The following is a 20,537-nucleotide window of genomic DNA, read 5'->3' on the forward strand; positions in this document are numbered from 1 at the left end:
ACTATGGGCTCAATCGATCAGTGCTCCGTTGTCGTGGAAAGGAAAAGGGCCCTCGAATGTGCCGGAAGCCGCCAAATGGGTGACCAGCCGCCTGCTGCGCGCAGACCAGGCGTGAATCCGGAAACCCGGCGGCTCCAGCGTCCACGCAGAGGCCGCGTCGGGTGCCAGGTCCAGGCAGACCTGGTGGGCCGGTGCGGGCGAAGTGGATGCAATGGTGCCGCCGAAGCGCGCGTCGATGGCGCGGTGCAGATGCCCGCAGATCACGCGTTCGACGTTGGGGTACCGCGCGACCAGCGCTTCCAGTGCCTCGGCGCCCTGCAGCAGGCCAATCTCGTCCATGTGGCCGATCAGCGTCTGGAAGGGGGGTGGTGCATGGCAATGACCACGGGCTCGCCCCGGCAGGCTTCGAGCTGTTGCTCCAGCCACGCCAGCCGTTCGTTGCAGAGGGCGCCATGGCTCTCGCCCGGCACGCAGGTGTCGAGCGTCAGCAGGCGCAGCGCGCCCACCCGCACCGAGTATTGGACAAAACCGGCGGAGCCCACGCCCGCCGCCAGGTAGCCGTGGCCCGGAAAGCTGCGGCGCAGCTGGTCGCGGTCGTCATGGTTTCCGGGCATCAGATACACCGGCATGGTCAGCGGTGCCAGAAGACGCGTTAGGTGCTCGTATTCGGCCGCGCGGCCGAAGTCGCTCAGGTCGCCCGTAATCACCACCGCGTCGGGCAATTGCGGCAGGCGCAGCACCGATTGCACCGCGCGCTCCAGGTAGGGCGCGGTGTCGATGCGGCCGTACGCCAGGCGGCCGGGCTCGCGGATGTGCAGGTCCGTCAGCTGCGCCAGGAAGGTGGTGTCTTGTGTCGTTGCCGTGTTCATGCGCTGGTTTCCTGCGACGTCATTAGGCGATCGGGCTGGATGCGAAGGCCGACCGGATCACCCGGGCCGAAAGGCGTGTCGCGGCCTACATCGGCTACCAGCAAGGACTGGTCCTGCGTGCGCAGCTGCAGCTGCACGCGGTCGCCGAGAAAGGTGCGGCGTTCGACTGCGGCAAGCCCCCAGCCGGGCTGCGGCGCGCTCACCTCCACGTCTTCGGGTCGCACCAGGAGCATCGCATGGTCGCGCCAGGCGGGCGGGCAAGGCAGTGTGCTTCCGCCGAGTCGGACAACGCCTTGCGCAATGGCGTCGGGCTTGCGCGTGAGCCGATTCACCCGGCCCAGGAACTCCGCCACGAAGGGGTGTGACGGCGCGCGGTACAGCTCTTCGCCGCGGCCGATCTGCACGATGCGCCCGGCGCTCATCACTGCGAGCCGGTCGGCAATGGCCATCGCCTCCTGCTGGTCGTGAGTGACGTGAATGGCCGTGATGTGCAGGCGGCGCAGCAGTTCTGCGAGTTCGTCGCGCAGCGACTCCTTGAGCTTGGCGTCGAGCGCGGCCAGCGGCTCGTCGAGCAGCAGCACGCGCGGGCGCACGGCAACCGCGCGCGCTAGTGCCACGCGTTGGCGCTGGCCGCCCGAGAGCTCGGCGGGGCGCTTGTTCTCAAGCCCGCCGAGCCGCGTCAGGTCGACCAGTTCGCCCACGGCGCGCTTTTCTTCTTCGGGCGCCACGCCGCGGATGCGAAGGCCGTAACCAATGTTGGCGGCCACCGTCATCTGCGGAAAGAGCGCGTAGCTCTGGAACACCATGCCCACGCCGCGATGTTCCACCGGGCGCTGCGTGACGTCTTGCCCACCGAACACGATGCGGCTGCCTTCGTCGGGTGCCTCGAGCCCTGCAATCAGCCGCAATAGTGTGGTCTTGCCGCAGCCGGAGGGGCCGAGCAGCGCAAGCACTTCGCCCGCTTCCACGTGCAGGTCGGTCGGCAGCAGGCCGCGCGTGCCGTCTGCATAAGTCTTCGCGCAGTTGGCGATGTCGATAGGAATGCGTTCAAGTTCCATGGCGTTTCTGGATCAGGTTGGCAAGGTACTGCAGCCCCCACAGCACCGGAAGAATGACGGCGAAGAAGACCAGCGTGTAGGCCGATCCGATCTCGATGCGCATCGAGGCATAGCTGTCAGCCAGGCCCACGGGCAGGGTGCGGGTGAGCGGCGTGTGCAGCATCCAGGTAAGGTTGAATTCGCCCACCGAGAGCGTGAACACCATCAGGCTGCCGGCCACGATGGCGGGGAACACGGCGGGTACGAGGATGCCCATGAAGCGCTGGCGGAAGTTCGCGCCCAGCGAACGGGCGGCTTCCTCGAGCGCGAGCAGGTCGTCGCGCTGGAAGGCCGAGCTCACGGTGCGCACCATGAACGGCAGAGTGAACACCATGTGGCCCACGAGGATGAAGGCGAAGCTCTGGCGGAAGGCCGTGAGCTGGCCGTAGGCCAGAATGAGCGCCAGCGCGGTCGCAAGGCCGGGCACCGCAACGGGCAGCGTGAGCAGTTCTTCGAAGATGTGCGCAGCGCGCGAGCGGCTGCGCGCCAGCGCATAGGCGCAGGGCACGCCCAGCAGCACGGTGCCGACCACGCAGGCCGCTGCCAGCGCGAGCGACCAACCCACGGTGCCGCCGTAGTTCTCCCACACCTCGCCGAGCCAGCGCAGCGTGAGTCCGCTCTTCAGGCCCGCGCTGTAGTTGTTGACCAGGCCAGCCATGACGGACAGCAGCATCGGCGCGATCATGAAGATGCTCACGAGCACTGTGATGGCCAGCAGGAAGGGCGCCTTGGGGTGCGTGTTCTTCTTTCGCATGAGCGTTTCCTCGATTCAGCGTGCGACGGGGTTGGCGCCGAAGCGCCGCGCCACGAACAGCACCAGCCAGGTCACGAGGCCCAGCGCAATCGAAAGCGATGCGGCGAGTGCAAAGTTGGCGTAGTTGGTGAACTCGTTGTAGATGGTGATGGGGATCACCTCGAACTTGCTGGCGAGCGTGAAGGCGGTGCCGAAGGCGCCCATCGAGGTTGCGAACAGAATGGCGCCGCAGGCCAGCGTGGTGGGCGCCAGTTCGGGCATCCATACGTCGCGCGCCACGCGCAGGCGCGAGGCGCCGAGCGAGCGCGCGGCTTCTTCGAGCTGCACGTTCATGGCCTCGGCCGCGGCGGCGTAGGTTGCAATGGCACGTGGAAGCGAGAAGTACAGGTAGGCCAGGAACAGTCCGAGCAGGCCGTACGCAAAGGTGATGCGTTCGCCGAACAGGCTGTCGCCGATGTCGGCCACCAACCCCTGCCGCCCGCCGAGCAGGATGACGAAGAAGCCGATGATCACGCCTGGAAAAGACAGCGGCAGCGTGAGCAGCGACAGCAGCATGCGCTTGCCTGTGAAGGCATGGCGCGCAAGATAAATGCCCACGGCCGCGCCCAGCACCAGTGTCGTCAGCGTCACCGCCACCGACAGCGCAACGGTGTTGGCCATGCTCTGCAGATAGCGCGAGTCGGTCAGCACGGCGAAGTAGGTGGGCCAGCCTTTGGTCGCGGGCAGCGTGAGCAGGCGCACCACCGGTAGCAGCCAGAAGGCAGCGAAGAACACGGCCGCGGGAGCTGCGCAGGCCAGCAGGCGCCAGCGTGGGTTCCAGGCGTTGGGTTGCTTCATCTCAGTTTTTTTCGCGCTGTGTTGCGGGGTGCTGTTGTTCAGGGCGCGTGCAAAGGCCACCGGGTACTCCCCTCCGCGAATGTCCCCCGGCTTCGCCTCCTCCTTTATTTCGCTGCGGGGAGCACCCGATGCCCTGTGCACTGGGGCACGCTCCTGGTGTACCGCTGATCAACGACCGCTCCGTACAACGCACCCGCTGGCGGGGTGCCTTGCGCAGCGAAATAAAGGAGGAGGCCGCAGGCCGGGGGACATTCGCGGAGAAAGGTACCCCGTCGGCGGGTGCGCGCCCTGAACAACGCACTTAGCGCACTTCCTTCAGATAACGATCAGAGAACGCCCGCTGCGCCTCAGCCATCCGCGCGTAGTCGACACTCTTCGCGCGGGCGTACTCGGTAGCCGGCAAGAACTGCGCCTCCACGTCCTTCGGCATCGCACCGGCGCGCACCGGCCGCAGGTAGGCCTTGGCCCAGATGGACTGGCCTTCGTCGGAGAGTACAAAGTCGAGCACCTTCTTGCCCTCGGCTGCGTGAGGTGCCTTGGCAACGAGGCTCATCACGTAGGGGACGGCCAGCGTGCCTTCGCTCGGAATGACGAAAGCGACGTTGGCCTTGTCCTTGTACTTGGCGCGGTAGGCGTTGAAGTCGTAATCGAGCAGGATCGCGATCTCGCCCGACAGCACTCGCGCATACGAGGTCTGCTTGGGAACGATGGGCTCGTTCTTCTGCAGCGCCTTGAAGTAGTCGATGGCAGGGCCGAAGTTGTCGAGCGTGCCGCCGCGTGCTTCGTTCACTGCCACCGCGCCCACGTAGCCGACGAAGGCCGATGCGGGGTCGAGGTAGCCGATGAGGCCCTTGTATTCGGGCTTGAGCAGGTCGGCCCACGATTTTGGAATCGGCTTGCCCTTGAGCGCATCGACGTTGACCATGAAACCGAGCGTGCCGGAGTGGATGGTGAACCAGTTGCCGGCCGGGTCCTTCAGGCCGTCGGGAATGTCTTTCCATGCTGCCGGCTTGTAGGGCTCGACCACCCCGTCCTTCTGGGCCTGCACCGCGAAGGTCACGCCCAGGTAGGTGACGTCGGCGACGGGGCTTGCCTTCTCGGCCACGAGTTGCGCGAGCGATTGGCCCGAGTTCTTGTTGTCGGCCGGCACGGTGATGCCGGTCTTGGCCTTGATAGCCTTGAGCTGCGTGCCCCAGTCGGCCCATTCGGTCGGGCAGTTGTAGCAAATGGCGGTCTGGGCCATGGCGCTGCCGGCGGCGACGAGCGCAGCGGTGAGCAAGCCCAGGCGGGCCAAGCGGGAGATGCGGAGAGACATGAAAGAACTCCTTGATGTGGATGTGAGGGGTGAGGCGGATGAGAGGGGTGATCAGTCGTTGGCGACATCGCGTGCGGATGCGCACGATTCGCCGTCGCGGAAGAAGCAAGGCAGCAGCAGGCTCGCGCCGGCTTGCAGCGTGGCGCCGCCGGCCATGGCCTGGATCAGCAGCTCGACGCTGCGTCGGCCGATGTCACTGTTGGGCTGCGCAATGGTGGTGAGCGCCGGCGTGAGGTCTTCGCCGAGCGCAATGCCGTCGAAGCCGACGACGCTGAGGTCGTCGGGTACGGAGAGTCCGCTCAGGTGCGCGGCGCGAATGCTGCGGATGGCGAGCAGGTCGTTCGAGCAGACCAGCGCGGTGGGACGCTCCTTGGCTTGCAGCAGGTGCGCGAGCATGTCCACCGCACTTTCGACGAAGGGCACCTCGATGAGCGGCGGCGCATCGAGCCCGGCATCGGCCATGCCTTTCTGGAAACCCCGGTAGCGCTGTTGCGCACGGTCTGAAGCGGCCAGCGTGCCGCTGACCATCGCGATGCGGCGGTGCCCCAGCAGCACCAGGCGCGCGACGGCGTCCGCCACGGCAGCTTCGCCGTCGACGGTCACGCAAGGGTGCTCAGGATGCCGGTTGTAGGCCAGCACATAAGGCGTGCCGGTGGCGCGAAGCCGCGCGAGCGCCGCTGAAGTGGAAGGGTTGGAGACCACCAGGATCAACCCGTCGACATTGCCCGCCATCAGCAGATGGACCGCGCGTTCTTCTTCATCGAGCCGGTAGCCCGTGGTGACGGGAATGATGGCGTAGCCGCCCGCCATGGCTGCTCGCGCAATGCCTTGCAGGCATTCGGCGAAGGTCGGATTCAAAAGCGTCGGCAGCACCACGCCCAACGCGCGGCTGCGCTGGGTGCGCAAGGTGCGCGCGCTGGCGTTGGGCACGTAGTGGAGCTCGCGCGCCACGCGTTCCACCAACTCACGCGTGGCTGGCGTGACCTTGTCTGGGAAGTTGAACGCCCGCGACACGGTGGCCACGGAAACCCCGGCCTTGGCTGCGACGGATTGAATGCTCATCGTGCGGTGTTATGTAATCGATTACATTTCACCGCGGCAGTATGACCCTGCCATGACAAGCCGAGAAAGCCGGGAAAAACCCTCGCGTTGCGTCTTGAAGAGAAAGGGGCCCGAAGGCCCCTTGAGAAACTGGCTTACTTGCCGCGCCGAACCCGCCGGATCTCGTCCACGATCAGGCAGATGGCCCCCAGCGTGATCGCACTGTCCGCCGCGTTGAAGGCCGGAAAGTACCAGTTCCCCGCGTGGAAGCTCAGGAAGTCGACCACGTACCCGTGCATCATCCGGTCGATCACGTTGCCGATGGCGCCACCCAGGATGCACGCCATCGCGAACGAAAACAGCTTCTGCCCCGCGTGCGATTTCAGCATCCACACGATGAACACCGCGGCCGCCAAGCCAATGGCCGTGAAGAACCAGCGCTGCCAACCCGAATGGTCGGCCAGGAACGAGAAAGCGGCGCCCGTGTTGTGCGCGCGAACCACGTTGAAGAAGCTCGTCACGTAAGTCGCATCACCGAGCTTGTAATAGCCCAGGATCAGCGTCTTGGTGAACTGGTCGATGATCAAGATGATCGCCGCCAAGGCGAGCCATGGCCAGATGCTGCCGCTGCGCGAACGCGATGCCGACATGGAGCGTGCGGCCGCCATCAGGCAAAGCTCCGTGCTTCGCCGGCGCCGAACAAATTGCTCGTGCAACGGCCGCAGATCGTCGGGTGCGCCGGGTCGTGGCCCACGTCGTCGCGGTAGTGCCAGCAGCGATCGCACTTCTGCGCGCTGCTCGGTGTCACCGTGGTCGAGAGCGTTTCGCCCGCGGCGATTGCGATGGCCGAGGTGATGAAGACGAATTTCAGGTCATCGCCCAGCGAGCCCAGCAGCGCGAAGTCGTTGGCCGGCGCGGTGAGCTGCAGGTTGGCCTGCAGCGACGAACCGACCTTGCCTTCGGCGCGCACCGCCTCGATGTCCTTGTTGACCACATCGCGGATCTCGCGGATGCGGCCCCACTTGGCGAGCAGCGCTTCGTCGGGCGCGGCGAATTTGCTGAACGTCTGCGCGAAGATCGATTCGCCCGGCTTGCCCGTGCTCACGAACTTCCACGCCTCTTCGGCCGTGAAGCTCAGGAACGGTGCCATCCACCGCAGCATGGCTTGCGAGATATGCCAGAGCGCGGTCTGCGCACTGCGGCGCGCAAGCGAGCCGGGCGCGGTCGTGTAGAGCCGGTCTTTCAGGATGTCGAGGTAGAACCCGCCCAGGTCTTCCGAGCAGTAGATCTGCAGCTTGGCCACGACCGGGTGGAACTCGTACACCTTGTAGTGCGCGAGGATTTCGGCCTGGAACTGCGATGCGCGCGCAAGCGCATAGCGGTCGATTTCGAACAGCTCCTCCAGCGGCACCGCGTCCTTGGCAATGTCGAAGTCGCTGGTGTTCGCCAGCAGAAAGCGCAGCGTGTTGCGGATGCGGCGGTAAGAGTCGACCACGCGCGCCAGGATCTTGTCGTCGCCCGCGATGTCGCCTGAGTAGTCGCTCGCAGCCACCCAGAGGCGGATGATTTCGGCGCCCAGCTTGCTGCTGATTTCCTGCGGGTCGATGCCGTTCTTGAGCGACTTGCTCATCTTGATGCCCTTGGCATCCACCGTGAAGCCGTGCGTGAGCAGGCCGCGGTACGGCGCGCGGTCTTCCAGCGCGCAGGCGATCAAGAGCGACGAGTGGAACCAGCCGCGGTGCTGGTCGTGGCCCTCCAGGTACAGGTCGGCCTCGGGCCCCGTTTCGTGGTGCACGTTGGGGTGCGTGCCGCGCAGCACGTGATAGAAGGTCGAGCCCGAGTCGAACCACACCTCGAGGATGTCGGTGCTCTTGGTGTAGTGCGGCGCGTCTTCGGCGCCGAGGATTTCTTCGACGGTGACACGGCTCCAGGCCTCGATGCCGCCCTTTTCGACGATGTCGGCGGCCTGGTCGAGGATTTCCATCGTGCGCGGATGCAGTTCGCCCGAGTCCTTGTGCAGGAAGAATGGGATCGGCACGCCCCAGCTGCGCTGGCGGCTGATGCACCAGTCGGGCCGGTTGGCGATCATGTCGTGCAGGCGCGCCTTGCCGTTCTCCGGATAGAAGCTCGTCTTTTCGATGGCTTCAAGCGCCGTCTGGCGCAGCGTCTTGGGCGCCTTGTCCTTGGTGAACACGCCTTCGCCCTCGTCCATGCGCACGAACCACTGCGCCGCGGCGCGGTAGATCACCGGTGTCTTGTGGCGCCAGCAGTGCGGGTAGCTGTGCGTGATGGTCTCGGTGGTGAGCAGGCGGTTGGCGTCGCGCAGCGCCGCGATGATCACCGGCACGGCCTTCCAGATGTTCTGGCCGCCGAAAAGCGGGAAGTCGGGCGCGTAGCTGCCGTTGCCCTGCACCGGGTTGAGGATGTCGTCGTACGCCACGCCGTGGGCGATGCAGGAGTTGAAGTCATCCACGCCGTAGGCGGGCGAGGAATGCACGAGGCCGGTGCCGTCGGTGGCGGTGGCGTAGTCGGCCAGGTACACCGGTGACAGGCGCTTGTAGCCAGCATCGACGTCGTACAGCGGGTGCTCGAATTCCAGGCCCCCGAGCTTCTCGCCCTTGACCGTGGCCAGCACCTTGCCGTCGAGCGCGTAGCGCGTCATGCACATCTCGACCAGCGAATTGGCGAGGATGAGCAGGCCGCGTTCGGTGTCGACCAGCGAATACTCGATCTCGGGGTTCAGGTTGATCGCCTGGTTGGCCGGGATGGTCCACGCGGTGGTGGTCCAGATCACGGCAAAGATGTCGCCGAGGATCGTGTGGTCGGTCTCGAAGGCCTTGAGCACCTTCTCGCGGTCGTGCGCCTTGAAGGCCACGTCGATGGTCTGGCTCTTCTTGTCGGCGTATTCGATCTCGAATTCGGCGAGCGACGAGCCGCAGTCGAAGCACCAGTACACCGGCTTCAGCCCGCGATACACAAAGCCGCGCTCGATCACGCGCTTGAATGCGCGCAGCTCGCCGGCTTCGTTCGCGAAATCCATCGTCTTGTACGGGTGGTCCCACTCGCCCAGCACGCCCAGGCGCTGGAAGTCGAGCAACTGCTGCGCGATCTGCTCCGTGGCGTAGGCGCGGCTCTTGGCCTGCATTTCGTCGCGGCTCAGGTTGCGGCCAAACTGCTTTTCGATGGCGTTCTCGATCGGCAGGCCGTGGCAGTCCCAGCCGGGCACGTAGAGCGCGTCGTAGCCTTCGAGCTGGCGCGCCTTGGTGATCATGTCCTTAAGGATCTTGTTCACCGCGTGGCCCATGTGGATCTGGCCATTGGCGTACGGCGGACCGTCGTGCAGGATGAACTTGGGCGCGCCGTGGCGGGCGTCGCGCAGGCGGTGGTAGCGGCCTTCGTCGTTCCATTCCTTCACCCAGCCCGGTTCGCGCTTGGGCAGGTCGCCGCGCATCGGGAAGGGGGTGTCGGGCAGGTTCAGCGTGGAACGGTAGTCGGTGGTGGAAGCAGCGTCAGACATGTTGGGGTGCGAAACAGAGGGGCTTCGACAGGCTCAGCCCGAACTGCATTGAGCGGTCGGTGCGGAAGAAAAGCCGTTCGCCCTGAGCTTGTCGAAGGGCGGCAGCACGGTGCGTGCAGGGCTAAATTCGATCGCGTGTCGTCTGGCGATGGGTTTCGGCGTGGGTCGACGCAAAGAACGCGCGCGCGTCGCGCCCATCCTTCGCGATGCCCGCTGTGAGGGCCTCGAGGCTGGTGTAGCGCAATTCGTCGTGCAGTTTGTGCAGGAGTTCCACGCGGACGATTTTACCGTAGGCACCTTCGGCTCCCAGATGCGAGGGCCACTCCAGGCAATGCGTCTCCAGCAAAACCCGGCCGGCGTTGACGTCGTTGGCGTCCAGCGAGGGCCGCACGCCCAGGTTGGCCACGCCGGGCAGGGGCTGGTCGGCCAAGCCGTGCACCAGCACCGCGAAGATGCCGCTGGCGGCCGGTTTCCAGTGCTTGAAGCGCAGGTTGAGGGTGCGAAAACCGTCGTCCTTGCCGGGTTCCGAGGCGCCCAGCGCCCGGCCGAGCTTGCGGCCATGGACCACGTGGCCGGAGATCGTGTAGGGCCGACCCAGCAGGTGCTGGGCGTCCGCCATGCGGCCCTCGGCCAGCGCTTCGCGCACGGCCGAGCTGGAAACGCGCAGGCCGTGGACCTCGTAGCTGTTCATGCGCGCCACATCGAAGCCGTGGGCATCGCCGGCCGAGTCGAGCATGGCGTAGTCGCCCGCCCGCTTGGCGCCGAAGCGGAAGTCGTCGCCCACCAGCACGTAGCGTGCGCCCAAGCCGTTGATCAGCACGTTCTGGATGAATTCGTCAGGCGATTGGGACGCCAGCCGGCCATCGAAGGGCAGCACGACCGTCTGCGCCACGCCGCAGGCCGCAAGCTCGGTGAGCTTGTCGCGCAGCGTGCCGATGCGGGCCGGCGCCAGGTCCGGCTTTTTGGTGACGGCGGCGAAATAGTCGCGCGGGTGCGGCTCGAAGGTGAGCACGCAACTGGGCAGCCCGCGATGGCGCGCCTCGGTCTGCAACAGCGCCAGCATGGCCTGGTGGCCACGGTGCACGCCGTCGAAATTGCCTATGGTGAGGGCGCAGGCCGGAGCCACGCCCGGGTGCCGGAAGCCGCGGAAAACCTGCATTGGTGAGTATCTTTTTGATAGCGCCTTTCGCCCGTCAATTGGGCGAATCAGGCCGTTTTGTCACAAAGCCGGTATATTGTGACTCAGTGCGTCGCTTGAAGTGGTCTCCGGCGCGCTCCGTGTCCCTGGTCTTTCCGTGATTCTTCCCTTTTTGAGGAGGCGTGTGGTGAAGGTCTTGAAGCTGTCGGCCCAAGGGCTGCCCCAGTCATGGATATCGCTCGAACAGGCGGTCATCCACTATGCAGCGGACGAAGTTCGCTGGGAGGTGGGCGCGCAGGTGGCTGTGTTCCGTGGCGGCCACAACGCCATCACGGGCGAGCAATCGCAGATTGCCATCAACAGCATCATCGGCACCAAGGGCGTGCCGCGCATCAATCCCTTTACCCAGCGCCCGGGGCTCACCAACAGCAAGCTTTTTGCGCGCGACCGCAACGTCTGCGCCTATTGCGGCGGGCATTTCCACGAAGACGAGCTCACGCGCGAGCACATCATTCCGTTCGCGCAAAAGGGCATCGACACCTGGATGAATGTGGTCACGGCCTGCAAGCCGTGCAACCACCGCAAGAGCAGCCGCACGCCGGAGCAGGCGAATATGCCGCTGCTGTACGCGCCCTATGTGCCCAGCCTCTGGGAAGATTTCATTTTGCGAAATCGCCGCATCCTGGCGGACCAGATGGAATTCCTCATGGCGCATCTGCCGCAGAGTTCGCGGCTGCACGACACCTAGCCTCGGCTCAGCGTTTCCAGTCGGGCAGGCGTTTTTCGATGAACGCCTGAACGCCTTCGAGCGCGCTTTCGTCCATCATGTTGCAAGCCATGGTTTGGCTCGCGTCGGCCAGGGCGGCTTCGATGCCGGTTTCGAGCTGGCGATAGAAGAGGGCCTTGCCCAGCGCAAGTGCCATGCGCGGCTTGGCGACGATGCTGGCGACCAGCGTCTCCACCGCGGCATCGAGCTCGGCCGGTGCCGCGACCCGATTGACCAGACCCTTCTGCCTGGCCTCCTGCGCATCGATGAACTCACCGGTCACGAGCATTTCGAACGCCTCCTTGCGGCCGAGATTGCGCGAAAGGGTGACGCTGGGCGTGGCGCAGAACAGACCCACGTTCACGCCGCTGACCGCGAAGCGCGCCTCGCTGGAAGCCACCGCCAGGTCGCACACTGCCACCAACTGGCAGCCCGCTGCGGTGGCGATGCCATGCACGCGCGCAATCACCGGCACGGGGAGCCGCTGGATCGACAGCATCATTGCGCCGCAGCGCTCGAAAAGCTGCTGGTAATAGCCGAGCGACGGCTCCGCGCGCATTTCCTTAAGGTCATGGCCCGCGCAGAAGGCTTTGCCGGCCGCCGCGATGACAACCGCGCGCACGCTTTCGTCCGCAGCGATTTCGGCCATGGCCTGCTCGAGCGCGCCGAGCATGCCCTCGGAAAGCGCGTTGAACGAGGCCGGTCGGTTCAGCGTGAGCGTGATCACGCCGCGCGCATCGCGTGTCTTCAGCACGAAAGGGGAGGAAGCCGCGTCGTTCATGCTGTTGCCTTTCAGTAAGTCAATTCGAGCACCGTCACATGCTGCTGTGCCGCCGGCCAGGTCAGGCCCGTGATGCGCTCGCCGTTGAATTCACCAATCACGGCGCGCTGAGGCTCCGCCGCGGCAACGCGCAGCCGCGAGCTCGACACGCCCGAGCCCTTGGGCGGCACCCCGGGCGGCGGGCTCTGGCCGTCGAAGCGCATGGTGTCGCGCTGCGCATCGAAATACCCGCGAGGGCGTGTGAAGACGACGACTGCATTGGCGCTGGCATCGGCCGCGGCGAGGCGTTCGGGACGCAGGTTCACCACGCTGCTGCTGCGCGGAAACGCGCTGCGGTAGATGTGGGTGATGCCGTATCCCGGCGCGCTGAGGACGAATTCGTAGGCCGTGTCGCCGCGTGCGCTGAAGGGGCCCCAGCGGCCGTCCGCTCCGATGTTCTTGCTGTGCACCGCATTGCCGCGCCGAGCGCCCGTGGCGGGATCGACCGCGTAAACGGTCACTTGGCCGCCGTTCAGCGAGAGGTTTTCCGCGCCGACGGCACGGCCATCGAGCACGACGTTCGTTTCGGCTGCAATCGCTGTGCTGCGCGGCGGCTCGCCCGTCAGGAACTGCCAGGTCGCGGCAAAGGCGGCGGGGGAGAACGAAGTCTCGCGATGGTCCACGCGCGGCAGCACCACGTTCGTCGCGCCCTTGAGCGCCGGCCCGTCGAAGCCGATGTTGGTCGGCTGGCCCGGCACGCCGATCCACAGCCCGTCGGGATGCGCGTATTTGTCGTTGTTGTCGGAGCGCAGGGTGAGCCATTTCACGCCCGGCGTGACCTCATCGCCGTTCGGTCCCTTGGGCGCATTGAGCTGCCGCATGAAGGCCGAGAGGCCCGAGAACTCGTTGTTCTCGCGGAAGCCCTTCACCGCCCAGATGCCGTGCGCGGGATTGCCGCCCAGCACCACATGGCTCACCACGGCAGAGCCGCCGCCGTTCTGCACGTAGTTCCGGATCGTGTTGCCGCCGCGCGAGTTGCCGATCAACACCACCTTGCTCGCACCCGTGGCCTTCAGCACCTTCTCGACTTCGGCCTTCAGGAAGGCCGCGGAATCGGCGGTCGAACTGCGGCCCGGCTGCGCCACGGTGTCGTCGTCGCGTGCCAGCGGATAGGGCTGATCGATCGCAAAGAGCCGGTCGCGCGGCCAGCCGTTCGATTCGAAGCGCCAGATCGTGGTTTGCCAGAGCGCGGCCGAATCGCCGTTGCCGTGCATGAAGACGATCGGCGGGCGTTCGCTGAACGAAGGCGATGGTGCGGTGGCGCAAGCGGTCAGCATGGCGGTCGATGCGAGCCCAAGGGCAAGAAGAGTGCGGCGTGATGGCATGTTTTGTTCCTGGCTGGTTCCAAGTAAAAACGCCCGCCGGCGCAAGGCGGGCGGGCGTTGGATGCTATGGGAAAAACATCGTCAGGCGAAGACGCCCGCGGTGTCCTGCATGCGGGCCGACACTTCGCCCAGGTGGTGCAGCGTGTCGCCGAAAGTCATTTCAAGCTGCGTGAGCTTGCGGAAATAGTGGCTGCCGATGTATTCGTCCGTCACGCCGATGCCGCCGTGCAACTGCACCGAGTTGGCTGCCACGAAGCGCATCGAAACGCCCAGTTGGTACTTGGCACGCGCCAACGCCTGCCGCCGTTCGTCGGCCGGCGCGTTGAGCTTGAGCGTGGCGTAGTAGCTCATCGAGCGCGCGAGCTCGAGCTGCATCTTCATGTCGGCCACGCGGTGGCGCAGCGCCTGGAAGGTGGAGATGACCACGCCGAACTGCTTGCGCTGGTTCATGTAATCGACCGTGAGTGCCACGGTCTTGTCCATGACGCCGACCGCCTCGGCGCATGTGGCGGCAATGCCCACATCGACTGCGTACTCGAGCGCGGCCAGTCCGTCTGCGGTGATCAGCGTGGCGTCTGCCTTGTCGAACACGACTTCCGCCGCGCGGCTGCCGTCCTGCGTGCCGTAGCCGCGGGCTTCGACACCGCTGGCGCTGCGCTCGACCAGGAAGAGGGCGATCTTGCCGTCGGCCTGCGCGGGCACGATGTAGGCATCGGCTTCGTCGCCCGCGGGCACCACGCTCTTGGCGCCGGTCAGCGACCAGCCTTCGCCGGCCTTCACGGCCTTGGCTTCGCACACGTCGAGGCGGTAGCGAGATTTGCGTTCCTGGTAGGCCAGCACCACGATGGCCTGGCCGCCTGCAATGCGGGGCAGCCAGTTGTCCTTGAGGTCGGCACCGGCGTAGCCGCTGAGCACGGCGCCGGCAATCAGCGTCTGGGCGAAGGGCTCGAGCACGATGCCGCGGCCCAGTTCTTCCATCACCACCATGCCGGCCACCGGGCCCATGCCCAGTCCGCCGTCGTCTTCGGCGATGTAGAGGCCGCCCAGGCCAAGCTCGGCCAGTTCGTCCCAGGCTTCACGCGAGAAGCCGCCCTTGGCCTCGATGCCGCGGCGGCGTTCGAAGTCGTAGCCCTTGTCGACCCACTTGCGGACGGCGTCGCGCAGTTGTTCCTGGTCGTCAGAAAAATTGAAATCCATGTTCGTTGTCTCCTCAGCCCAGAACCGTTTGCGCGACGATGTTGCGTTGCACTTCGTTGGAGCCGCCGTAGATGGTGGTCTTGCGCATGTTGAAGAAAGTCGATGCGAGCGGCGCAAGGGCCGGGTTGCCGCCCGGGAAGTCGCCTTGCCAGCCGGCTTCCATCGCTTCGCGGATGAGAGGCAACGAATACGCGCCGCCCGCCAGCATCATCAGTTCGCTGTAGCGCTGCTGGATTTCGCTGCCGCGGATCTTGAGCAGGCCCGCGACGTCCAGCGAGTTCTTGCCCGAGGTGGCGGCGGAGAGCACGCGCAGCACCATCATCTCGAGCGCGACGATGTCGACTTCGAGCTTGGCGATCTCGTCGCGGAAGCGCAGGTCGTCGTACACGCCTTCGCTCTTGGCAATGCGCTTCAGGCGTTCGAGTTCGCGCTTGGCGCGGTTCACGTCGGCAATGTTGGTGCGCTCGTGCGAGAGCAGGTGCTTGGCGTAGGTCCAGCCCTTGTTCTCTTCACCGATCAGGTTTTCTGCCGGCACTTCGACGTTGTCGAAGAACACCTCGTTCACTTCATGGCTGCCGTCGAGCAGCTTGATCGGGCGCACCGTGACGCCGGGCGACTTCATGTCGAGCAGCAGAAAGCTGATCCCGGTTTGCGGCTTGCCCTCATTGCTGGTGCGCACGAGGTTGAACATCCAGTCGCCGTGCTGGCCGAGCGTGGTCCAGGTCTTCTGGCCGTTGACGATGTACTTGTCGCCCTTGCGCTCGGCCTTGGTCTTGACCGAAGCCAAGTCGGAGCCCGAACCCGGTTCGCTGTAGCCCTGGCTCCACCAGACTTCGCCGCTTGCGATGCCCGGGAGAAAACGCTTCTGCTGCTCGGCGTTGCCGAAAGCCATGATCACGGGTGCGACCATCACCGGGCCGAACGGCACGATGCGCGGCGCGCCGGCCAGGGCGGTTTCTTCCTCGAACAGGTGGCGCTGGATGGCGGTCCAGCCCGGGCCGCCGAATTCCTTCGGCCAGCCGTAGCCCAGCCAGCCCTTCTTGCCGAGGATCTTGGCCCAGCCTTGCAGATCGTCGCGCGTCAGCTCGAGCGCGTTGTGCACCTTGTGCGAAATCTCCTTGGGGAGGTTGTCCCTGACCCATGCGCGAATTTCTTCGCGGAACTTCTGTTCTTCGGGCGTGAAGCTCAAATCCATGCGTGCCTCGCTGTGTTGATCGGTCCGCCGCCATCGCGCCGATGGCGGTGTGTCTCCGGAACTTCGAGTTTTAGCACGGTCGTGCTGTGAATCGGTGTCCGCGCGGCGACAAGTTCAGGGCCGCCGGAGCAGAGCACAGATAATCCCGCGTCCCATGAAGAACATCGTGATCCTTATTTCCGGCGGCGGCTCCAACATGGCGGCCATCGTGCGCGCCGCCGAGCGCGACCGCTGGGCCGAGCGCTTTGGCGCCCGCATTGCCGCGGTGGTCAGCAACAAGCCCGAAGCGGGTGGGCTTGCGATTGCCGCCACGCACGGCATCGCAACTGCCGTGGTTCCGCACAAGGAATTTCCGACGCGCGAAGCTTTCGACGAGGCATTGGCCAAGGTGGTCGATGCGCACGCGCCGGCGCTCGTGGTCTTGGCGGGCTTCATGCGCATCCTGACACCCGGCTTTGTCGGCCGCTACGCCGGGCGCCTGATCAACATCCACCCGTCGCTGCTGCCGGCGTTCCCGGGCCTGCACACCCACCAGCGGGCCATCGACGCGGGCTGCAAGGTGGCCGGCGTCACCGTGCACCAGGTAACGACCGAACTCGATCACGGGCCTATCCTGGCGCAAGCGGTAGTGCCCGTGCTGCCGGACGACACGGCCGCCACGCTGGCCGGGCGCGTGCTGGCGCAGGAACATCAGTTGTATCCACGCGCCATTGCGGGATGGCTTGCAGATACATCAGGTCACATTCGTTAAAGTTGTTTATATTCGCGGGTTTTCGGGAGAAGACAAATTGAAAACCCAATCACTACTGTTCATCGTTGCCGGCGCCGTCTTGATGACGGCTTGTGCCACGCAAGGCTCGACCCCCGCGGCAACTCCCGCTCCAGCTGCTCCGGCACCCGAGCCGGTGTTCCAGTGCAATGCGGATGGCGCGCGCTTCGCCGTCGGCCAGCCGCTGTCGCCCCAGCTCGAAGCCGCAGCCCGCGTTCGCGCCGGTGCAGGCACGGTGCGGGCCCTGAAGCCCGGTGAGGTGGTCACGATGGAACTCAACGGCGGACGCCTCAACCTCGACGTGGACGCCCGCGGCCGCGTGACGGACGTTCGCTGCGGCTGATCGCCCTCGATGGCTTTGATGCGATCGAATACGTAGCAGCCTAGACAGGGGTGAAGCGCAGTTGGCGAACACCGTCGATCTCCACGGTTTCGCCGAACATCCCGGCGGGGCGGACCCACAACCCCTTGGCGCCGTAAAGGGCCCGGTACAGCGTCATCGGCTCCAGCGTTTCGCTGTGGCGCACAGTGCCCAGCACTTCGTATTCGCCGCCCTTGTAGTGGCGATAACGGCCGGGCGGCGTCTCTATCAGGGGTGGCAGGTCGTTGTCGTTCACGGTCTTGCTTCTTTCAAACTGTAGGGCCGGTTGGGGGAAAGTCGGATGGATCGCGCTGATTTTGTTCACCTTGTCCGCTTGAGCGAGCATGCCAGCGCGGACGACAGTGCGCGCTACCGGCGCAGCGTCGCGGCATTTGCCGCACTCGGCTACCTGTGGGTGCTGGCCTGCCTGGCGCTTTCCGTCGGCATCATCGCCTGGGTCGCGCTGTCGGCCGGACAGGGACGCTTCAGTTTTGGGCGCGGCTGGCTGGCTCTGTTTGCGTTGGGCCTGCTCTTGGCCACGCTGCGCGCACTCTGGGTGCGGTTCGACGAACCCGAGGGGCGGGAGCTTTCGCGCTCAGATGCGCCTGCGCTGTTCGAGGCGCTCGACCGCATACGCAAGAAGATCAAGGGCCCGCCGGTCCACCGCGTCTACCTGGACGACGAATTCAACGCCAGCATCCGGCAAGTGCCGCGTTTCGGGCTGTTTGGCGGCGCGGTCAATTCCCTCAGCATTGGGCTGCCGCTGCTGATGATGCTGGACCGGCGGCGGCTGCTGTCGGTGCTTGCCCACGAGTACGGGCACCTGCGCGGCAACCACGGCAAGCTGAGCGCCTGGATCTACCGCACCCGGCTCTCGTGGCTCAAGCTCGATGCCAGCCTGCAGCGCGACGAAGGCGTGATGGCACTGGTGTCGCAGAGCTTCTTCCGCTGGTACTTTCCGCGCTTCGCGGCCCGCACGCTTGCGCTCGCGCGGCAAGACGAGTACGAGGCCGACCGCATTTCGGGCCGGCTGCTGGGCACGACCGTCGCCGCGGCCGCGCTGACGGAAATTGCCATCAAGGCGAACTGGTATGCCGATGAGTTCTGGGCTTCGCACTGGGCCCGTGCCGAAAGGGAGCCGCAGCCGCCGGGGCCTTTCAAGGCGCTGAAGGAGCTTGCCGCAACGCCGCCCAGCGACGAATTTGCGCGCCGGGCATTGCGCGACGCCATGCGGCGCGTCAGCGATCTCGAAGACACCCATCCGGTCTTGCGCGACCGGCTCGAAGCGCTCGGCCAGAAGGCCGTGGTGCCGCCCTGGTCGGTCGAGCCCGCGCTGGGCATGCTGGCAGACAGTACCAAGTGGATTGCGCATTTCGACAACCAGTGGCGGCGCAACCACGCCAGCGACTGGAAGCAGCACCATGCGCACCGGTCTCGCATCCGGGAACGCGTCGAGCTTCTCGCGGCGCGGGGCGAGCGCAATACGCCTGACGAACTCGTCGAATGGGCCGATTCCGAGCGGCGGCTCGATCCGGCGGCGCCCGTGCGCGTTCGGTACGAACGTGCGCTCCAGGCCTCGCCCGAGCATGCCGGCGCCTTGCGCGGACTATCCCAGATGCTCCCCGTGCGCGATCGCGCAGCGCGTCTTGCCGTGCTCGAGCGCTTGCACGGATCCAGTGCCGCCAGCCGATGGTGGGCTGCAAAAAGCGCCGTGGCCGCACTCGAGAACCCCGATGCCGGCGCTCACGACGAAGAAGCACTCAAGCTGTGGCGCGGCCGCCTCAAGGAGGCGGAAGAAGCCGAGGCTCGGGCTTGGGAGGAAATCACCGAAACGCCCTTCTTCAGCCAGATCGCACGGCACGAGCTGAGCGACTATGAACTGGGCGAGTTACAGGCCGACCTGGCGCGGTGCCTTCCCATTTCGCGCGCCTGGCTGGTGCGCAAGACGCTGCGCGAGTTTCCGTGGCGCCGGGCCTACATCGTGTTCGTCGACCTGCCGGGCATGGACGACGAAGACCGCTGGCAGCTTTGCCGCCACCTCGAGCACACCTTGAGCCTGCCGGGGGCGGCGCTGGTTCTGTGGGCCGGCCATTCACCTACGCTGGCCGACATTGAGCGACAGGCTTTCGGGCCGATCTGGACGCGCCGGGCGTAGAGAGCCCTCCGGCTGAGACAATCGGGGTATGCACCCCAAAGCCCTGTTGGAGGCCACCGCCGATCTGGTCGGCCTTGTCCTGAAATTCGATCATCCGGCCGACCAGGTCGTTTCGCGATTTTTTCGCGACCACCGCGAGTTCGGCCCCCGCGAGCGCGCCACGCTTGCCGAGACGGTCTACACCGTGTTGCGCAAGAAGCTCCTGTTCGACCACCTGTCGCCCTCGGGCAGCGGCTCCAAGGAGCGCCGCATGGCGATCCTCGGCTTTCATGGCCCGCGCGACTTTCTGAAGAGCGCGCTCAACGACACCGAAAAGCGCTGGCTCGACAACTGCGATGCCGTCAAGCCCGAAGACCTGCTGGAACGCCATCGCCACAATCTCCCCGAGTGGCTGGTCGCGCCGCTCAAGGCGCAATTGGGCGACGGTTTCTGGCCGCTGGTCGAGAGCCTGCAGCAGCCCGCGCCGCTCGATCTCCGGGTCAATGCCCTTACCGACAAGCGCGCCGAAGTCAAGGCGGAGCTTGCCAAGGCTGCTATCAAATCTGAAGTCACGCCGTTCTCGCCGTGGGGTCTGCGCATCGACGGCAAGCCGGCGCTGACCAAGCTGGACGCGTTCGCCCGAGGCGCCGTCGAGGTGCAAGACGAGGGCTCCCAATTGCTGGCACTGCTGCTGGACGCCAAACGGGGCGAAATGGTGGTCGACTTCTGTGCCGGCGCCGGCGGCAAGACGCTGGCGATTGGCGCGACCATGCGCAACACCGGCCGGCTCTACGCCTTCGACACGTCGGCGCACCGGCTCGATGCGCTCAAGCCGCGGCTGGCGCGCAGCAAGCTCTCGAATGTTCACCCGGCGGCCATTGCGCACGAGCGCGACGACCGCATCAAACGCCTGGCCGGCAAGATCGACCGGGTGCTGGTCGATGCCCCGTGTTCGGGGCTGGGAACGCTGCGCCGCAATCCCGACCTGAAATGGCGCCAATCGGCCAAGTCGGTCGAGGAACTGACGGTCAAGCAGGCGGCCATCCTGCAGAGCGCGGCACGCCTCTTGAAATCGGGCGGGCGTCTCATTTATGCCACCTGCAGCGTGCTGCCGGAGGAAAACGAGGCCATTGCCGGGGCTTTCAGCGCCGCCAACCCCGACTTCGTGCCCCAAAACGCCGCAGAACTGCTGCAGGGCCTGAAGGTAGAGGGTTTCGAGGCCCTTTGCGCGGGCGGCGAGGACGGACGGCGCTACCTGCGGCTATGGCCCCACCGCCACGCCACGGACGGTTTCTTTGCGGCGGTGTGGAACCGCAAATAGGCTCGGCACTCCAAAGTAGGGTAAATCTGCGCTATTAAGGAAGGGTAAAAGGCCTCATTTTGGCCTTGCCACCTTAAAATC

The 20,537-nt window shown here is 65.7% G+C and carries 18 protein-coding genes and 1 pseudogene; 5 read left to right on the plus strand and 14 right to left on the minus strand.

The features are described from left to right. Positions 1–9: 9 nt before the first annotated feature. The 9 genes and pseudogenes from M0765_RS15740 to M0765_RS15780 all read right to left on the minus strand — a co-directional run bounded on the left by M0765_RS15740 (position 10) and on the right by M0765_RS15780 (position 10,589). A pseudogene (locus tag M0765_RS15740) lies at positions 10–869 on the minus strand (phosphodiesterase). After that, the gene (locus M0765_RS15745) at positions 866–1,927 is read right to left on the minus strand and encodes an ABC transporter ATP-binding protein (protein WP_258504531.1); all 1,062 of its coding nucleotides are present in this window, start codon (positions 1,925–1,927) and stop codon (positions 866–868) included. The pseudogene M0765_RS15740 and the gene M0765_RS15745 overlap by 4 nt, the downstream one beginning before the upstream one ends. Continuing rightward, positions 1,917–2,720 carry an ABC transporter permease gene (locus tag M0765_RS15750; protein WP_258504533.1) on the minus strand — a complete coding sequence of 268 codons (804 nt, stop codon included), beginning with the start codon at positions 2,718–2,720 and terminating at the stop codon, positions 1,917–1,919. Before M0765_RS15750 ends, M0765_RS15745 begins: the two co-directional genes overlap by 11 nt. A 15-nt stretch (positions 2,721–2,735) precedes the next feature. Then, positions 2,736–3,557 carry an ABC transporter permease gene (locus M0765_RS15755; RefSeq protein WP_258504535.1) on the minus strand — a complete coding sequence of 274 codons (822 nt, stop codon included), beginning with the start codon at positions 3,555–3,557 and terminating at the stop codon, positions 2,736–2,738. Between the two features lie 301 nt (positions 3,558–3,858). Continuing rightward, the gene (locus tag M0765_RS15760) at positions 3,859–4,872 is read right to left on the minus strand and encodes an ABC transporter substrate-binding protein (RefSeq protein ID WP_258504536.1); all 1,014 of its coding nucleotides are present in this window, start codon (positions 4,870–4,872) and stop codon (positions 3,859–3,861) included. 51 nt (positions 4,873–4,923) lie between these two features. Further along, entirely contained in the window at positions 4,924–5,934 is a 1,011-nt protein-coding gene (locus M0765_RS15765; RefSeq protein ID WP_258504537.1) for a LacI family DNA-binding transcriptional regulator, read from the minus strand. A gap of 134 nt (positions 5,935–6,068) precedes the next feature. After that, positions 6,069–6,581: a signal peptidase II gene (gene lspA, locus M0765_RS15770; protein ID WP_157612688.1), complete on the minus strand. Its 513-nt coding sequence runs from the start codon at positions 6,579–6,581 to the stop codon at positions 6,069–6,071. Continuing rightward, a complete protein-coding gene (ileS, locus tag M0765_RS15775) occupies positions 6,581–9,430 on the minus strand; it encodes an isoleucine--tRNA ligase (protein ID WP_258504539.1) in 2,850 nt (949 codons plus the stop codon). The genes lspA and ileS overlap by 1 nt, the downstream gene beginning before the upstream one ends. A 121-nt stretch (positions 9,431–9,551) precedes the next feature. Continuing rightward, positions 9,552–10,589 carry a bifunctional riboflavin kinase/FAD synthetase gene (locus M0765_RS15780; RefSeq protein ID WP_258504540.1) on the minus strand — a complete coding sequence of 346 codons (1,038 nt, stop codon included), beginning with the start codon at positions 10,587–10,589 and terminating at the stop codon, positions 9,552–9,554. 166 nt (positions 10,590–10,755) lie between these two features. Here M0765_RS15780 and M0765_RS15785 point away from each other — a divergent pair, with 166 nt between their 5' ends. After that, a complete protein-coding gene (locus tag M0765_RS15785) occupies positions 10,756–11,316 on the plus strand; it encodes an HNH endonuclease (protein WP_258504542.1) in 561 nt (186 codons plus the stop codon). A 7-nt stretch (positions 11,317–11,323) separates the two neighbouring features. Here the strand turns inward: M0765_RS15785 and M0765_RS15790 are convergent, their stop codons facing one another. From M0765_RS15790 to M0765_RS15805, 4 genes are all read right to left on the minus strand, one after another. Further along, complete coding sequence (locus M0765_RS15790; protein WP_258504544.1) at positions 11,324–12,115, minus strand: enoyl-CoA hydratase; 792 nt, start codon at positions 12,113–12,115, stop codon at positions 11,324–11,326. A gap of 11 nt (positions 12,116–12,126) precedes the next feature. After that, positions 12,127–13,479: an alpha/beta fold hydrolase gene (locus M0765_RS15795; RefSeq protein ID WP_258504545.1), complete on the minus strand. Its 1,353-nt coding sequence runs from the start codon at positions 13,477–13,479 to the stop codon at positions 12,127–12,129. 81 nt (positions 13,480–13,560) lie between these two features. Beyond that, positions 13,561–14,676, minus strand: coding sequence for an acyl-CoA dehydrogenase family protein (locus M0765_RS15800; protein WP_258504547.1), 1,116 nt, complete (start codon positions 14,674–14,676; stop codon positions 13,561–13,563). 13 nt (positions 14,677–14,689) lie between these two features. Further along, entirely contained in the window at positions 14,690–15,871 is a 1,182-nt protein-coding gene (locus M0765_RS15805) for an acyl-CoA dehydrogenase family protein (protein ID WP_258504549.1), read from the minus strand. Positions 15,872–16,025: 154 nt separating this feature from the next. On the opposite strand from M0765_RS15805, the gene purN reads away from it, so the two are divergent. After that, complete coding sequence (gene purN, locus M0765_RS15810; protein WP_258504550.1) at positions 16,026–16,622, plus strand: phosphoribosylglycinamide formyltransferase; 597 nt, start codon at positions 16,026–16,028, stop codon at positions 16,620–16,622. 37 nt (positions 16,623–16,659) lie between these two features. Continuing rightward, a complete protein-coding gene (locus tag M0765_RS15815) occupies positions 16,660–16,983 on the plus strand; it encodes an I78 family peptidase inhibitor (RefSeq protein WP_258504552.1) in 324 nt (107 codons plus the stop codon). A gap of 40 nt (positions 16,984–17,023) precedes the next feature. Here the strand turns inward: M0765_RS15815 and M0765_RS15820 are convergent, their stop codons facing one another. Then, positions 17,024–17,257 carry a DUF1653 domain-containing protein gene (locus M0765_RS15820; protein ID WP_258504554.1) on the minus strand — a complete coding sequence of 78 codons (234 nt, stop codon included), beginning with the start codon at positions 17,255–17,257 and terminating at the stop codon, positions 17,024–17,026. A 45-nt stretch (positions 17,258–17,302) separates the two neighbouring features. On the opposite strand from M0765_RS15820, the gene M0765_RS15825 reads away from it, so the two are divergent. Together M0765_RS15825 and M0765_RS15830 are read left to right on the plus strand one after the other, a co-directional pair. Further along, positions 17,303–19,156 (plus strand): M48 family metalloprotease, encoded by a 1,854-nt coding sequence (locus M0765_RS15825; RefSeq protein ID WP_258504556.1) that lies wholly within the window; start codon positions 17,303–17,305, stop codon positions 19,154–19,156. Between the two features lie 28 nt (positions 19,157–19,184). Then, on the plus strand, positions 19,185–20,456 hold the full coding sequence (locus M0765_RS15830) for an RsmB/NOP family class I SAM-dependent RNA methyltransferase (protein WP_258504558.1): 1,272 nt from the start codon (positions 19,185–19,187) through the stop codon (positions 20,454–20,456). The last annotated feature ends 81 nt before the right edge of the window (positions 20,457–20,537 follow it).

The sequence above is a fragment of the Variovorax sp. S12S4 genome, from assembly GCF_023195515.1.
GTDB lineage: Bacteria > Pseudomonadota > Gammaproteobacteria > Burkholderiales > Burkholderiaceae_C > Variovorax.